Annotated in this window: 18 protein-coding genes; 5 read left to right on the forward strand and 13 right to left on the reverse strand. The window is 44.5% G+C overall.

What is annotated here, in order from left to right; translation table 11 throughout:
• Nucleotides 1–181 precede the first annotated feature (181 nt).
• Nucleotides 182–1,387: a cystathionine beta-lyase gene (locus tag CDZ87_RS07975; RefSeq protein WP_100753062.1), complete on the reverse strand. Its 1,206-nt coding sequence runs from the start codon at nucleotides 1,385–1,387 to the stop codon at nucleotides 182–184.
• Nucleotides 1,388–1,454: 67 nt separating this feature from the next.
• Nucleotides 1,455–2,909, reverse strand: a complete 1,455-nt coding sequence (cls, locus tag CDZ87_RS07980) for a cardiolipin synthase (RefSeq protein WP_100753063.1) — start codon at nucleotides 2,907–2,909, stop codon at nucleotides 1,455–1,457.
• A 370-nt stretch (nucleotides 2,910–3,279) separates the two neighbouring features.
• Here cls and CDZ87_RS07985 point away from each other — a divergent pair, with 370 nt between their 5' ends.
• The 3 genes from CDZ87_RS07985 (at nucleotide 3,280) to CDZ87_RS07995 (ending at nucleotide 6,503) form a co-directional block, all read left to right on the forward strand.
• Entirely contained in the window at nucleotides 3,280–4,710 is a 1,431-nt protein-coding gene (locus tag CDZ87_RS07985) for a sodium-dependent transporter (protein ID WP_100753064.1), read from the forward strand.
• A 150-nt stretch (nucleotides 4,711–4,860) separates the two neighbouring features.
• Entirely contained in the window at nucleotides 4,861–5,556 is a 696-nt protein-coding gene (locus CDZ87_RS07990; protein ID WP_100753065.1) for a TIGR01621 family pseudouridine synthase, read from the forward strand.
• 14 nt (nucleotides 5,557–5,570) lie between these two features.
• Complete coding sequence (locus tag CDZ87_RS07995) at nucleotides 5,571–6,503, forward strand: class I SAM-dependent methyltransferase (protein ID WP_100753066.1); 933 nt, start codon at nucleotides 5,571–5,573, stop codon at nucleotides 6,501–6,503.
• A 117-nt stretch (nucleotides 6,504–6,620) separates the two neighbouring features.
• Here the strand turns inward: CDZ87_RS07995 and CDZ87_RS08000 are convergent, their stop codons facing one another.
• From CDZ87_RS08000 to CDZ87_RS08020, 5 genes are all read right to left on the reverse strand, one after another.
• Nucleotides 6,621–7,229 carry a CDP-alcohol phosphatidyltransferase family protein gene (locus CDZ87_RS08000; RefSeq protein WP_100753067.1) on the reverse strand — a complete coding sequence of 203 codons (609 nt, stop codon included), beginning with the start codon at nucleotides 7,227–7,229 and terminating at the stop codon, nucleotides 6,621–6,623.
• Nucleotides 7,222–7,869, reverse strand: a complete 648-nt coding sequence (locus tag CDZ87_RS08005) for an ATP-binding cassette domain-containing protein (protein ID WP_100753068.1) — start codon at nucleotides 7,867–7,869, stop codon at nucleotides 7,222–7,224. The genes CDZ87_RS08000 and CDZ87_RS08005 overlap by 8 nt, the downstream gene beginning before the upstream one ends.
• A complete protein-coding gene (locus CDZ87_RS08010; protein ID WP_100753069.1) occupies nucleotides 7,835–9,544 on the reverse strand; it encodes an ABC transporter permease in 1,710 nt (569 codons plus the stop codon). The genes CDZ87_RS08005 and CDZ87_RS08010 overlap by 35 nt, the downstream gene beginning before the upstream one ends.
• Nucleotides 9,545–9,552: 8 nt before the next feature.
• On the reverse strand, nucleotides 9,553–10,695 hold the full coding sequence (locus tag CDZ87_RS08015) for an ABC transporter substrate-binding protein (protein WP_172953564.1): 1,143 nt from the start codon (nucleotides 10,693–10,695) through the stop codon (nucleotides 9,553–9,555).
• Nucleotides 10,696–10,890: 195 nt separating this feature from the next.
• Nucleotides 10,891–11,337 (reverse strand): META domain-containing protein, encoded by a 447-nt coding sequence (locus CDZ87_RS08020; RefSeq protein WP_100753071.1) that lies wholly within the window; start codon nucleotides 11,335–11,337, stop codon nucleotides 10,891–10,893.
• A gap of 194 nt (nucleotides 11,338–11,531) precedes the next feature.
• Here CDZ87_RS08020 and CDZ87_RS08025 point away from each other — a divergent pair, with 194 nt between their 5' ends.
• Both CDZ87_RS08025 and CDZ87_RS08030 read left to right on the forward strand, forming a co-directional pair.
• Nucleotides 11,532–11,780, forward strand: a complete 249-nt coding sequence (locus CDZ87_RS08025) for a DUF1289 domain-containing protein (RefSeq protein ID WP_100753072.1) — start codon at nucleotides 11,532–11,534, stop codon at nucleotides 11,778–11,780.
• A gap of 72 nt (nucleotides 11,781–11,852) precedes the next feature.
• Nucleotides 11,853–12,050, forward strand: a complete 198-nt coding sequence (locus tag CDZ87_RS08030) for a DUF1289 domain-containing protein (protein WP_100753073.1) — start codon at nucleotides 11,853–11,855, stop codon at nucleotides 12,048–12,050.
• On the opposite strand, the gene CDZ87_RS08035 is transcribed toward CDZ87_RS08030, so the two are convergent.
• The 6 genes from CDZ87_RS08035 to CDZ87_RS08065 all read right to left on the reverse strand — a co-directional run bounded on the left by CDZ87_RS08035 (nucleotide 12,043) and on the right by CDZ87_RS08065 (nucleotide 15,028).
• On the reverse strand, nucleotides 12,043–12,264 hold the full coding sequence (locus CDZ87_RS08035; RefSeq protein ID WP_100753074.1) for a hypothetical protein: 222 nt from the start codon (nucleotides 12,262–12,264) through the stop codon (nucleotides 12,043–12,045). The genes CDZ87_RS08030 and CDZ87_RS08035 overlap by 8 nt on opposite strands.
• 619 nt (nucleotides 12,265–12,883) lie before the next feature.
• Entirely contained in the window at nucleotides 12,884–13,297 is a 414-nt protein-coding gene (locus CDZ87_RS08045; protein WP_100753075.1) for a GspS/AspS pilotin family protein, read from the reverse strand.
• Entirely contained in the window at nucleotides 13,297–13,593 is a 297-nt protein-coding gene (locus CDZ87_RS08050) for a YciI family protein (RefSeq protein ID WP_100753076.1), read from the reverse strand. The genes CDZ87_RS08045 and CDZ87_RS08050 overlap by 1 nt, the downstream gene beginning before the upstream one ends.
• Nucleotides 13,594–13,688: 95 nt before the next feature.
• Nucleotides 13,689–14,081, reverse strand: a complete 393-nt coding sequence (gene yciA, locus CDZ87_RS08055; RefSeq protein WP_100753077.1) for an acyl-CoA thioester hydrolase YciA — start codon at nucleotides 14,079–14,081, stop codon at nucleotides 13,689–13,691.
• A 73-nt stretch (nucleotides 14,082–14,154) separates the two neighbouring features.
• Nucleotides 14,155–14,706, reverse strand: a complete 552-nt coding sequence (locus CDZ87_RS08060) for a septation protein A (RefSeq protein WP_100753078.1) — start codon at nucleotides 14,704–14,706, stop codon at nucleotides 14,155–14,157.
• Between the two features lie 85 nt (nucleotides 14,707–14,791).
• The gene (locus CDZ87_RS08065; RefSeq protein ID WP_100753079.1) at nucleotides 14,792–15,028 is read right to left on the reverse strand and encodes a hypothetical protein; all 237 of its coding nucleotides are present in this window, start codon (nucleotides 15,026–15,028) and stop codon (nucleotides 14,792–14,794) included.
• Between the last annotated feature and the right edge of the window lie 112 nt (nucleotides 15,029–15,140).

Below are 15,140 nucleotides of genomic sequence, written 5' to 3' on the forward strand. Positions count from 1 at the left end.
GAGTTAAAAACTAGAAGAAAAATGGAGCGAGTAAGAAATAGTAAGTGTTAATAAAATGTTAAATTATGAGTTTGGGTCAGAATTCAACAGCAATATTGAACATGCACATGAACGTGGATGAGGTGTGCGGGTTGTGGCAATAAAAGCCTCGCGAGGCGAGGCTAATGATTTATAAGCTTTGTTAAACGCTAACGGATTTTTCTAGCATCACGGCATTGTACCGATCTAGGCCCGTTTTGAGGTCAGCGATCAGATCGTCAACGTTTTCTAGGCCGATATGTAAGCGAATGAGGGTTCCATCAAAGTGTGGATTGGCGACAGTACGAAGACTTGTGAAGCTTTTGGGTTCGTTAGCCAAAATCAAACTCTCGAATCCTCCCCAAGAATAACCCATACTGAAATGTTGCATGCTGTCTAACAAAGCGGTAGTTGCACGCGGATAACTGGTTTTAAGTACGAACGAAAACAAGCCGTTACCACCAGTAAAATCACGGACGAAAAACTCATGACCGGGACACGTTTCAAGAGCTGGGTGACGGACGTGGTCAACTTCTGGACGGCTCTGTAGCCATTGAGCGATCTTGAGACTGCTTTCTGCATGTTGTCGTAAGCGCACATCGAGGGTTCGAATACCACGCAAGCCAAGGTAAGCGTCGTCTGGTGAGACGCACTGACCCATTAAATAACTTTGCTCGCGTAATTGCTCCCAATAAGGTTCACTTGCCACCGCGGTGCCAAGCATAACATCAGAGTGACCGACAATGTATTTGGTTGCTGCTTGTATCGAGATATCGACTCCGTGATCGAATGGAGAAAAATTCACGCCGGCCGCCCAAGTGTTGTCTAGCATGACGATAATGTCATGTTCATGAGCGATATTGGCTAAGGTTGGAACATCTTGAACTTCCATGGTAATTGACCCCGGAGATTCAAGAAACAGCACTTTGGTATTGTCTTGAATCAGCTCGCGGATGCCTTCACCGATCGTTGGTTCGTAATAAGTCGTCTCCACGCCGATTTTTTTCAGCATGATTTCGCAAAAATCACGGGTAGGTTCATAACACGTATCGACCATCAATACGTGATCGCCACTTTCAACAAAGGCTAAAATAGCATTTGAAATAGCGGCAGTACCACAAGGGTAAAGGGCACAGCCAGCGCCACCTTCAACTTCAGTCATGGCGTCTTGGAAGGCAAAATGAGTATGGGTGCCACGGCGGCCATAAAAGAGCGTTTTATTGGCACGATTGATGGTGGCGTGATGCTTTTCTGCCACGGTATCGAAAACCACGGTCGAGGCTCTTTGTACGGGGGGGTTAACCACACCGTTGGTCCACTTTTTGTCGCGACCTGCGGTGACATACTTAGTTTGCTTACTTTGTGACATTGGAAGTCCTTATCTAATAACGCGCTGCCTTATTTAAAACATGGCAACGCGTCAATAGCAAGCAGGATCACAGCAGTGGATTAAATAGATAGAAGACTCGCTCGAAGAAGCGTGAAAAGATGGTGCGTTGTTTCCATTGATCTAGCTCGACACAGTGGGCTTGGTCAATATAACTTTGCTGCAGCCAATACATTTCTTTGGTAAATGCCTGATCGTCAATCGCTAATGTCAGTTCAAAGTTGAGCCATAGGCTACGCATATCCATATTAACCGTGCCGACTAGACAAAATTCTTTGTCGATAACCACCGATTTGGTGTGCAATAAGCCGCCATAGAATTCATAGATTTTCACTCCTGCAGTGAGTAGTTCACTATAAAAAGCGCGCGAAGCCCATTGAACCATCATGGAGTCATTTTTGTGCGGAATAATCAGTTCAACCTCGATTCCCCGCTGAGCGGTCATCTTTAAGGTTTCTAATAAGTCAGCACTTGGTACAAAGTACGGTGTCGTGATACGTACCGAGTGGTTGGCTTGATTGATCGCTAAGGTCAATACCTGAGAAATAAGGTGCTCAGGCATTCCGGGCCCTGATGGAACCACCTGTACTGGCTGCTTAGGTTGATTGGTTTCAATCTGACACTCTGGCAATTTAGGAAAAGTGCGCGAGCCTGTCTCGACCTCCCAATCCCAGCAGTGAATGGCCGAGAGTACGTTCACTGTCGGTCCTGTGATCCGTACCATGATATCAATCCACTGTCCTACCCCTGAGTTTTGCTTGAAGTAGGCAGGATCAACCATATTCATTGAGCCGGTATAGGCAATTTCTTCATCAATAACAATGATTTTTCGATGTTGGCGCAGATCGAGCCTACGCAGGAAAATACGCAATGGACTTACTTGCAGTGCTTGTACCACTTCAATACCCGCGCCGCGCATCATTTTGTACCATTCACTGCGGAAAAAACGCGGGCTACCAGCGGAGTCGAGTAATAACTTAACGCTGACACCTCTTTTAGTAGCTTGGATTAGGGCCGATGCCACTGAATCTGCAAGGCCGCCAGGATGCCAAATATAAAATACCATGCGAATACTCGATTGAGCATTTTCGATATCTTGAATGATTGAATGGAGAATTTGCTCAGGCGAATTTTGCAGTGACAATGAATTACCGGATAAAGCCGGTAAACCTAAACGATTGTTACACAGCTCATCAATGCGATATATATGCCGACCAAAGCTTTCGGGTGAGTGTGCGTTGCAATCATTTAAGTTGGAAAACCATTCCGCAAATGGTGCGAGCATCTGTTTGGCGCGCTCTGCTCGAGTTCGGCCAAGATTTAGTTCACCAAATAAAAAGTAGCAAGCGACACCGACGATTGGGATGATGTAGATGATCATCAGCCAAGCTAAAGATACACTGACAGCTCGACGTTTGAGCACTACACGAATAGTCACCCCAGCGACCAGTATCCAGTAAAAGACAATGCTTGCCAGTGTGAGAAAGTGATAAAACTTTTCCATTCAGTAACCTAGGTAAAAATATGCCCTTCAATCTTAGAACCGAGAGAGGGTGAGAACAAGCATGATTTGTAAGAACAAGGTCAGTAAGTGCAATTGTCTGCAAAAAGAGCAATGATGTTACGGGAGTGTAAACTAGATAGTGGTGCATGCTGAATGTTAAAGACCAAAAAAGCAGCATTTAAACATAATAATTACATTTGTGGTGGGAAAATGCACTAAATGGACTTTCAATTTTATTCCTAAACTGGTTTACTTGCCATAACGTTAGCGTCGTTGATAATTCTATTAAGTGTAAAAATAATTATACGAACATTTTTTAGACGCCTAACAGAAGCAAACACAACTTAAAAAACGATTTAATGGAGTAACCGTGGCTACAAGTACAAGTGCACAGCCCCGTGATAACTGGGGGTCTAAATTAGGCTTCGTTATGGCTGCAGCAGGTTCTGCTGTTGGTTTGGGCAATATATGGAAATTTCCGTACACAGCAGGAGAGAGTGGCGGCGGCGCGTTCGTTGCAATCTACCTGATTTTTGTAATTTTTATCGGCTTTAGCGTGATGTTGACAGAGTTCGCTATTGGTCGTAAGACAGGTCTATCAGCAGTAGGTGCCTTTAAATCGACCGATCGTCGTTGGACATTTACTGGTGTGATGGGGGTTCTCAGTGGCCTACTGATCATGGGTTTTTACCCAGTGGTAGGTGGTTGGGCTCTCGCTTATATCTTCAAAGTGGGTGGCGGTTTATTAAGTACCCCTGAAGCGATTGGTGATAGCTTTGGCGGTTTTATCTCTGATCCTGTTCAACCACTGATGTGGATGGGTATTTACTTGATGCTTAACATTGCTATCGTTATGAAAGGCATTTCAGGCGGTATCGAAAAAGCGGGTAAGATCCTAATGCCACTGCTGTTCTTGATCTTGATCGTGGTATCAGTCAAGGGTTTGATGCTGCCGGGCGCGATGGCGGGTTTAGAATTCCTATTCATGCCGGATTTCTCTAAAGTTGACAGCAACGTGGTTCTAGCCGCGCTTGGCCAAGCCTTCTTCTCTCTCTCTCTTGGTATGGGTTGTATGATGACCTACGGTTCTTACCTGAAGAAGAAAGAGAACCTAGTACAAACGACGGGTATGGTGACGGCAATGGATACCGGTGTCGCTATTCTGGCTGGTGTGGCAATGTTCCCTGCAATGTTCGCATTTGGCATGGAGCCTGCGGCAGGTCCAGGTCTCGTCTTCGTAGTGGTTCCACAACTGTTTGCTGAGATGGGGGGCGTTATTGGCCTATTATTGGCACTGATGTTCTTCATCGGTTTGACAGTCGCGGCGTTGACCTCTTCAGTGTCACTGTTGGAAGTTGTGGTCTCTTACTTAATTGATGAGAAAGGCCTCAAGCGTTCGACAGCGGTTATCAGTGCTAGCGCTGTGATGGCATCACTGTGTGTGTTTGCTTCTCTTTCGCTTGGCGGTGTTGGCCCTACCTTATTTGGTACTGGTGCGTTTGATATCTTCGATCTACTGACGGATAAGATCTTCCTAGCGGTTGGCGGTATGTTGGTATGTATCTTTGCTGGCTGGCGTCTATCTCGCTCTGAGCTTGAGAAAGAAGTGACCAACGATGGTGAAGTATCTTTCCCTCTCTTTGGTCTATGGTACAGCCTAGTTAAATACGTCATTCCTGTGGCAATCGCAATTGTTGCCTTTATGGGGATCAAGTCTGGTTTCGACAGCGGTAAAGGCGAAATCATGTTACTGGGTATCGGCATTATCGCTTTAGCGGGTATCTTCTCTAAGAAGCTATAATTCGCCAAGTAAAATGTTACCGAAAGCCTCCTTCGTTGGAGGCTTTTTTATGGGGGCGAGTAAGATTTATTTTGCTGAGTTGCCCTCAGCGTGAACTGGTTTTCAGCGTGAGAAACGGTATACTCTTGCCTCCGAAACGGAGCCATGCCAATGTTTGATATTTTATACATTCACCACGATTTTTTGGTCATTAATAAACATCCTAATGTTTCAGTACACAAAGATAATGGCGAAACGATGTTGCTGCAGGAAGTCGCCAAAGAGAGCGGCGATCAGCAGCTTTATTTGATTCATCGCTTAGATAAAATGACCTCGGGAATTGTGTTACTTGGTCGCAATAACAAAGCAGCGCGAGAATTGAGCGAGCAGTTTGCCAAGCGGCAGGTCGCCAAATTTTATCTGGCGATCGGCAGTAAAAAACCAAAGAAAAAGCAAGGGCTAGTGAGTGGCGATATGCAACGCTCTCGCCGCTCTGCTTGGAAGCTTATCAACACTCATGACAATCCTGCTGTGACACAGTTTTTCTCTTTGGCATCCGAGCCGGGAGAGAGGCTTTTTTTATGCAAGCCCCATACTGGCAAGACTCATCAAATACGAGTTGCGCTGAAGTCGGTGGGCTCTGCGATTGTAGGCGATCCGACTTACAACCCGTCAAATATTGCCGATCGTGGTTACCTACACGCCTTCGTGCTGCGTTTTCAATATCAGCAACAAGAGTACTGTTTTGTTTGCGATCCTCGCAACTATGCTGATTTGGGCGAAAAATGGCATCAAGAAATTACCAGTCAGGGCATTGAAACCTGGCTTAAACCATGGGAGTTATCATGGCCGACGATAAACAAATAGACGCAGACTACGCAATGCAAGCGTCACAATTACCACTTTTTTTCCAACAGTTGACTCAGCAACTCGCCATTGCGCCTAATGAGGTGCGCCGTCTGTTTCATGGCCGTGGCCGCCGATTTGCAGGATTAGAGCAATTGACCTGTGATTGGATTCAAGGCCAATTAATCGTCAGTGTCTTTAAAGGCGTTGACGAGACATTCGTTACCGCGCTGAAACAAGGTCTTGATCTGCTGACTCAATCCAGTCTATGGCAGGAAAAAAAGGGTCGTGCGATTGTTGTACAACACCGATATGCACAAGGTGCGCCCTCCGAAATTATCTGGGGTGAGCTTGACAATCGTCCGGTCGTCGAAGAGTCAGGGCTTAAGTACCAGCTTGATATTGGTCGTAATCAAAACTTCGGTTTGTTTCTTGATATGCGCTTTGGACGCGATTGGGTCAAAGTCAATGCGAGCCAAAAAAATGTTTTGAACCTATTTGCTTACACGTGCGGTTTTTCGGTTGCCGCCATTGACGGTGGTGCGGATCAGGTCGTCAACGTCGATATGGCGCGATCATCGTTGAGTAAAGGGCGTGACAATCATCATTTAAACCAGCATAACCTCAACCAAGTGAAGTTTTTGGCTTACGATATTTTCTGTTCATGGGGCAAAATCAAGCGTTTAGGGCCGTATGATTTAATCATCATCGATCCACCCTCGTTTCAAAAAGGCAGTTTCGCTTTAACTAAGGATTACAAACGGATACTGCGCCGCCTTCCTGAGTTGCTTTGCGATGGTGGGGAAGTGATCGCATGTGTGAATTCGCCTCAGGTGACGAGTGACTTTTTGATTGAGAGTATGCAACAAGAAGCGCCTCAACTGAGTTTTGTCGAACGCTTAGACAATCCGCCAGAGTTTGCAGATATTGACAACGAAGCGGCGCTAAAGGTGTTGCGTTTCAAATGATTAAAGCGCCTCAGGGCGCTTTCTGTTTTTCTGATCATTTTGCTTGGTCTTAACTGAGTACTATCCCTAGCGGCCATCATCCCATGTAAAAGAATAAACAATGAAAATATTGCCGTGTTAACGGTTGAGAGTATAAAACCCTGAGTAGATGCGGGTGAAGGTGGTAAACCAGCACGCGGCGCCAAACAGATAGGCGATGAGGGCAAAGTGGTGTGGAAATAGGCAGAAAAAAACAAAACAACCAATGGTTTCAGTCCCTTCTGTCAGACCGCTCATGTAATAAAGTGACTTGTTTTTATACACAGGGTTTTCAATGCCGCGTTTACCTGCCATCACTGCAAACGCGAGGAAACTACAACCTGTGCCAATAAAAGAGAAAATTAAAAACGCGCTCGCGAGCGCATTCTGCTCTGGATTAGCTAAAGCAAAACCAAACGGGATCAGAGAGTAAAATAGGAAATCGAGGCAAATATCGAGAAATCCGCCTGCGTCGGTGATGCCTTGAATGCGGGCCAGAGCGCCATCCAGCCCATCACAGATTCTGTTTAAGACGATAAACAACAAAGCGACGAGATAGTGTTCCGTGACCACGGCTGGAAAAGCGCATACCCCGAGTGCAAAACCAAACAGCGTGGTTTGGTTGGCGGTAGCTCCTAAACGGTTGAGTCCTTTAGCACTCACAGCAAGGGGAGCACGAATTAGTTTAACACTCACTCTATCAAGCATGGCTATTCTCCCATGGCCACGTTAAGCAGCGACTACCATAAGCAACATCGGTTTCATCGTGAGTAACCATTAACGTTGGGATATTGGCTTGTTTGAGCTGTTCTACGACCCAAGTTCGAAATTGAACCCTGAGATCTTTGTCCAATTTACTGTATGGCTCATCAAGTAAAGCTAGCTTTGGTTCTGCCAGTAGCATGCGTGTTAATGCAATTCGCGCACGTTGGCCACCTGAAATTTGTTCGGGGTACGAGTAAGCAAGCTTGGTTAAATTAATGTTGTTGAGTGCTTGTGTTGCCCGCTGTTGTCGTTCGGCGCCTTTCACTGAGTCTGGTAAAGCGAATGCGAGATTTTCCCAAACCGATAAATGTGGAAAAAGTAAATCGTCTTGAAACAGTATTCCTACTTCACGTTTGTGTGCTGGAACACTATCTAGCTTGATGTCGTGTAGTGTGATTGCGCCCGAATAGCGAAATTCCGCACTCAGATGACCTGCAATCGTATCCAATAGGGTTGATTTTCCGCACCCACTTGGCCCCATTAAGGTCACAATTTCTCCTGGTGGCACTGTGATATTCAATGCAGGGAATAATGGGTCACCATTGATTTTATGAATGGTGAGGTTTTCGAGACACAGACTCATTGGACAGTAAACCTTTTATAGACAATCGGCGATATTTGGCCTGTAAACGGCTAAGCAAAATCGCAAATGAGAAAAACAGCAGAGGCAACAACGCTTGCCACAGAGCGTAAATGGCGGTAACACGTCGATCAAAACCGCTTGATAACGCAACCGCTTCGGTTGTAATGGTGCTGATGCGTCCTGCGCCCAACATTAGGGTCGGGAGGTATTGTGCCAAACTAACACTGATACCAACCACCCACGCAAAGGCAACGGCAGGGAGTAGCAGTGGTAATTTGATGTTAAACCAGACTTGAAGTGGAGATTTACCCAAACTTAAAGCCACGCGAGTTAAGCCATTATCAAAACTTCGCCATGGCCCATCAAGCGATAAATAGACAAATGGGAAGGCAAAGAAAACATGCGACCAAATAACCCAAAATAAATAGTTGCCACTACTGACATACAAGGTCGCGACTTGCATACCAAACAAAACCGATAGTTGTGGAATTAACATGGGGATAGCAATGACATAGCTGGGTATACGCCAACGGTGACGAAGGTGGTATTCATGAGCAACCAGTCCGAGTATTAACGCGATGCTGGCACTCATCATCGCGATCAGCATGCTTTGCTGTACGGTACTTGCGACACTGAGCCATTCGTATTGCCAAAAGCGTAAACTGTATTGGCTTGGGAGTAAATCTGGAAAACGCCAACGTTGGGCAAAGCTCCACATAATTAATAGCGGGGCCATGAGTAACGTTAATAACGTAATGATACTAAATAGACTCTTGCCTGGTAAGGCGATCCCGCCACGACCAGAGATTTGCCAACTTCGCCATCTTTTGGTTATAAACCACTCCACCGAGCGAGTAAAACCAATCAATATTGAGGCTATCAGAAACAAAACCACAGCGCCGGAGGCAGCACGGGGCAGCAGTGAGAGGTCTGGATCGTTAAACCACTGCCAAACGAGAACGGCAAAGGTAGGTGGATTTGTTGGCCCAATAATTAACGCAACGTCTACTACCGAGAGGCTATAAGCAATCACAGCAAAGAGGGGGAAGCGTAGTTTAGCCAACCATTGAGGGAAAATGCATTTCCACCAAGTTTGAGTGTTATTGTAACCCAATGAGTGACTCAGCTTCTCATATTTATCAACATTTAACTGGTTTAAGATAGGAATACTCATCAATAGCAAAAATGGCACTTCCTTGAGTGCGAGCATAACGATCAAACCAACGCCAATGGGATCTTTCACTAGCCATGCTAACTGCTCAACGGATTGAGTATTTGGGTCATAATCGAACAATTGGCTAAGGGTTCGAATCCCCATGCCTGTAGGGGCAAACAGAAACGCAAATCCAATAGCAAACGCGACGTGTGGCATGGCGAGAAGTGGTGCCAAGCTCACTTCTACTTTGCGCCAAAACTTGCTGTGCCAAGTCGCCTGTAAGACAGCGAATGTGATCATACAAGCAAGGTAGCAACTCACTAGGGTGGTATATATTGTTATAGCAATGGACTTTTCTACCCCTTGCCAATCGAATACGGCATAAAAACCGTCAAAAGAGAATTGGTTTAAGCCAACCGGGGGAATGTAACCCAGCGCAGAGACAACCACCCCGAGTAATCCCGGGATGGTCGGAAGGATGCAGACGGCGATAAGAATCCAATACAACGTTCTTAACATGGTATGGGCTAGCTTCCGTAGCGTTTCAACCACTCTTTCTCAAGAGCGGCTTGCCAGCTTGGGTGCGGTTCGTCAATTGACTTAAATTGCTGCGTCTCTTTCGCCGAACCCGTTAAGTATTGACGACTCAATACTGATGGGTCTCCCCAAATATTGAGGTCACCTTTACGTGACTGGGCTTCAGGACCGAGTAAAAAGTTAATCGCGACTTGAGCACCAGCGGCAGCGTTGGTATTCCATGGTATGGCAAGGAAGTGAATATTCGACAATGCTCCTTGTTCCATAGCGTAGACTTGAGTGCTCGGTGCCAGTGTTCCGTTTGCTTGTGCGGAGTAGACGGAGTTAGGGTTAAAAGTGAGCGCGAGATCAATTTGACCATCATCGAGCAGTTGTATTGACTCTGATGTACCGGCTGGAAACTGCTTACCGCCACGCCATGCGACAGTATGAAACTGATTAAGGTAGTTCCACAAAGGCTCCGTCACGTGTTGGAAGCGCTCGGGGTCAACGGGTTCTGAAAGTGCTTGGTCATAGTCCGTTAGTTCAATGAGGAGCGCTTTGAGAAAACTGGTGCCATGAAACTCAGGAGGCCGTGGGTAGCTTAGACGGTTTGGGTACGCCTTGGCATAGCTGAGCATTTCAGAAAACGAACGTGGTGGGTTATTGAGCGATAACTTATCGTGAATAAATACTAACTGTCCTACTCCCCATGGTGCTTCTAGCCCTTGAGTCGGCTCGGTGAAATCGACGTCTACAGGTAATGATTTATCGACATATTGCCAGCTAGGCAGGTTTGCAACGAAAGGGCCAAACAATAGTTGGTTATCCTTCATTGATTTAAAGTTTTCACCATTAATCCAAACCATATCAACGCTACCACCGCGATTTTTTCCTGCGGCTTTTTCGGCAATTAAGCGAGTGGTTGTTTCGGCGATATCGGTGACTTTTACATGTTTAAGTTCAACGCCATAGTTGGCTTTAATCTCTTGACCAGCCCATTGAATGTAACGATTGATTTCTTGACTACCTCCCCATGCGTGAAAGTAGACAGTTTGCCCTTTGGCTTCGTTAAGCGTTTGCTGCCAATTCTCTGTTGCTATGGCAGAGAAGGAGAGTGCAACGGAGGAGAGTAACGTGATTAGCCTTATCATAATCGTCCCTGTTAGTTGAGTTATTTATATCGGTTAGGTTACTAGACCGGGGTAGTTTAGTTATCTATTCATTATGACTTAAAAAAGAGTGATTTATTATAGATTTGAGAGGAATGTTGTAGAGATGTTTGCACAGAGATGAACGAATACAAAAAAGCAGCCACTTGGGCTGCTTCAAAACGAGATTTATAACGATCAGTTTTTCCAGTCGCTAAGTTTAAAAGTCAGTGTATGGATGTCGTTTTTAAGCACCATGCTATCCTTGGTCAGTGACATATCACTCCAGTTAGACAGTGTTTGTGAAAAAGCTTGCTCAACATCCATCAGATCGCCGACGCACATCTTCATTGTCATGCCCATTTTTTCGATGCGAAATTTATTTTCATTCAGTTCCGCTTGACCGAAGAAGTTATTACAACCTGCATTGCCATTGGCGGTCATTTTTTCGCCAATCTCTAAGCGTGGCGCAGTCTGATTTTCTGTTGGTTTAATCGGGTTACCATTAATACTTACTAGCTTCCAATTATGATGTTGGAGGTCCTGTGCCGTAATTTGAGGGGTGTTGTCACCGTTCGAGGTACACGCAGTAACAACCCAAGGGAGGCTAATTGCGGCAAGTAATATTTTTGGGCTAAGCTTCATATTGTCAACTCCAATAAATTGATAAACACACCACTATGGATGGCGCAGTGACAGCAGTATAGTGAATATAAGTGTATTTTTGTCAATACCAAGTCATAGTTTGGTCTCGGTCACATATTAAAACCTATTGATAAACATGAAGTTATATATGACGTAGAGTGTTTTTATCGCCTCAACCTATAGTGAGAAATTGTTTGGAACAATTAGAGTTTTTCACCGTCCCTAGCCCCTGTGTTGGCGTCTGCAGCGTTGATGATAAAGGTTATTGTCAGGGTTGCATGCGCAAAAGGGAAGAGCGCTTTACCTGGCTAACAATGACCCCAACACAGCAACTGCATGTGATTAAACTCTGTCGACAACGCTACTTACGTAAAATAAAACAACAGCGTGTTGAAAACATACCATCTAACCTTGATGATAACCCACAACAAGATCTTTTTTAAAATCAGAAGGTTTACACTTTTCTCTCTATTAGCTATAGCTTAACTGTCGTGTACTCTATTGGTAGGTTTACTATGACGATACCAAGTTCATGCGATACCCCTTGCATTGGGGTATGTCAAACGAATCGCTCGGGGATGTGTATTGGCTGCGGTCGATCAAGAGAGGAGCGTTATCAGTGGTATCAACTACCAGAGCATCAACGTAGAGAGATTCTGTATCGTCTTGAGCAAGAACCTCTCAGCGCGATAGATTTTAATCAACTTATTTAAGCCCCCAATGGTCACTGACCCAACCACCAGCGTGTTCATCAAAGTGACAACCAGAAAATCGGTGATTAAACTCGTTGGTTTTAGCATCGTGCCGTTGATCATCGAGAAGGTGTTGAATATAACTCGCCATCTGATCCGTGCCTTTGAGCCGTTGTTGGTGAGTGGCGACTTCTTTAATCATTTGTAGACGGTACGAGTTGCTTGCGCGTTTCATGCAGTGATCCTCCTAGTTGTGACAATAATATGAAAAATTAGGAGTTGAACCGGCAGGCGTCAATATGCTTTGAGTGAAAAATGAGCGTTTTGACATAAAACACAGTGACAAAAATTCACAGTAAAAATAGTTTGAAATCTATCGTTTTGATTTAATGGTAATTGTGATGTTGGCGTGAGCGACTCCGTGCAATAAAAAATTCATAGAATGATTTGTAATAAAGCCTAAGGTCTGTTTATCTTTCGTGGTTAAATTTTGTTCGAGATAGAATCGTTTTAGGCGCGGCAAGAAGTATGTAGCCTAGTATGCTAAGTCAATACGGCTTAACAAAGCATAAAACGATTCTAGCCGAACCTTTCGGGCAGCCTTTATAGTTCATTTCTACTGCGTTATCGGCTTTTTATGTAGAGTAACCACACGTCAAAGCCGATGCCTTGTATCAATTTCCCACAACGTGCTGCAAAAATCAGCTCGAAAGGTCAGCAGGCCCTAGTTATAAATAAGAGGCTTTCTTTATTTGCAGTTACATGTCGACATTATGGCTTAGTAAGTAGGGTAGGAACAAGCTATGCCAGTATCGTGGATTAACACTTGATGGCTGTAATGGCTCCAATTCTCATTACTGATTAAGTTGGCTACATCGTTGAGACGTAATGTGCTCATCGGCCATCAGTTGACCGCGGCTATTACGTATCTTGATTCGATAACTTAAACCCACATCAAGGTTCTCCTTAGTTTCAGGATTGTCGCAGTAAGTACGAATACTTGTTTTAAGTACTTGAGCGATTGGTTTCGCCCCTTTAGCTTCCTGATTATATACCATCATAATTTCGATCGTGGTTTGCTTAGCCGTTGCTCTGAGGATGGATAGTGGTCCCGCTTCAATCGGTAATTCTGAAGCGAGAAAACTGGCACGATTCTCTGCAACCATTGCAAGGTGACGCTGTTTCTCCCTCTCGGCCGATGAACACCCTGTGAGAAGAGCGACGAGTATGGCTAATAGTACTGATGTTTTGACTGAGGAAGTGATCATTAGAATACTTTCTTAAATGGTTTTACGATAACACTTTGATAAACACCTGCTTCAATATAAGGGTCTGCATCGGCCCATGCTTGTGCTTGCTTCAGTGAATCAAATTCGGCGATTACCGTTGATCCAGTAAAACCGGCTTCCCCAGGGGTGTCGGAATCAATAGCTGGCATAGGCCCCGCAGTTAATAAGCGACCTTCATTTTGCAGATTTTGCAAACGAGCTAAATGAGCTGAGCGCACACTAAGACGCTTTTCAAGAGAGTTTTCTACGTCTTGTGAAAAGATGACGTACCACATAACTGACTTCCTTATACTAATGATTTTATGATTACTTTACCTAATCGGCGCTTTTTAAAAGTGTTGAACGATAAAGATTAATATCGTTGTATAGCTTACAAGATTGGCCTTGGTCTACCTTTGCTATCGATCGCGACATAATTAAATGTCGCATCGCAAACCATATAACGATCTTCTAGCCCGTTTTCTTTGACAGGTTTTACCCACACTTCGAGATCAATGCTCATCGAGGTGCGACCAATTTTAGTACATTCTCCGTAACAACATACCACATCGCCAACACGTACAGGTTTTTTAAACGTGATGCTTGAAACAGAGACAGTCACGATTCGGCCTGATGATATTTCTTTAGCCAGAATGCCACCAGCGAGATCGAGTTGTGACATGATCCACCCACCAAAAATATCGCCATTAGCATTGGTATCTGCGGGCATGGCGAGGGTTCGTAGAAGTAGTTGTCCTTTGGGGGTTTGCTTTTCTTGGTTCATATTGACATCCGCGATAGGAATACAGCGACTAAGTTGGCCGCTAAAAAAATGAGATTGTAGCAAAAAAGTGAGTTTAATCGCTAGAACTAGCCTCGTTGTCCTGCTTAGGCATATGTTGGTAGATATACACGCCTGTGACCAGTGTCCAACCGAAGGTCGCACTAAGTAAGCCAAATACTTTGAAATTTACCCAAACATCAAGAGGAAGTTCGAAAGCGACATAGACGTTGAGCCCTGCACATAGAGTGAAGAAGACAACCCAAGCCCAGGTTACTTTGGTCCAAACGAAATCGGGTAGGGTTAACTCTTTACCAAGCATGTTTTTAAAGACAGATTTATCAAGCAGGTGACTGATAGCCAGACCGAAAGCAAAGACCAGATAAATGATGGTCACTTTCCATTTAATGAAGTTATCGTCGTGTAGGAACAAGGTCATGCCACCAAAAATTGCTACCATCATAAAAGTAACTAATTGCATTTTTTCGACTTTTTTATAAATCCAATACGTGATGATGAGTTGAATTGTCGTTGCAACGATAAGGGCACCAGTCGCGGCATAGATACCGTGTATTTTGTATAATATGAAAAATATAATTAATGGTATAAAGTCGAGCAGTTGTTTCATGGGTAAGGCCAATCTGATGAAAGCAGCCCTCAGTCTAACCAAAACATAAGTATTGACAAAGGGCATACTGATATTAAATGGCGTGTTAGTTGGATGAAAAGTTCAATATACGCTGGTAATCTTCTAGGTAACCTTCATCGCGTAAGCTATCTATTGTGAATTGTAACTCTTCGTCGCTCATCGAAAAACAGCTTGATTTTCCCGTCATACCATTTAGATATTGATGGTAGTCCAATTCAGTGAAATGACCGACACGTTCGACGAGTAAGCTTTTAATACCGTGATGGATAAGTCGGTAATAGGTGTGGCGTTGAACTTCCATAACGTACCTCTTATGCCGCGGCCATATGTTAGTTTGCCGCTAATGTTTGATAGTTATGACCAGCATATTTGATGCCATTCTAACAATGACGTTGTGACATTTAACTGGCTTT

The organism is Vibrio salilacus (assembly GCF_002811245.1).
GTDB classification, from domain to species: domain Bacteria; phylum Pseudomonadota; class Gammaproteobacteria; order Enterobacterales; family Vibrionaceae; genus Vibrio; species Vibrio salilacus.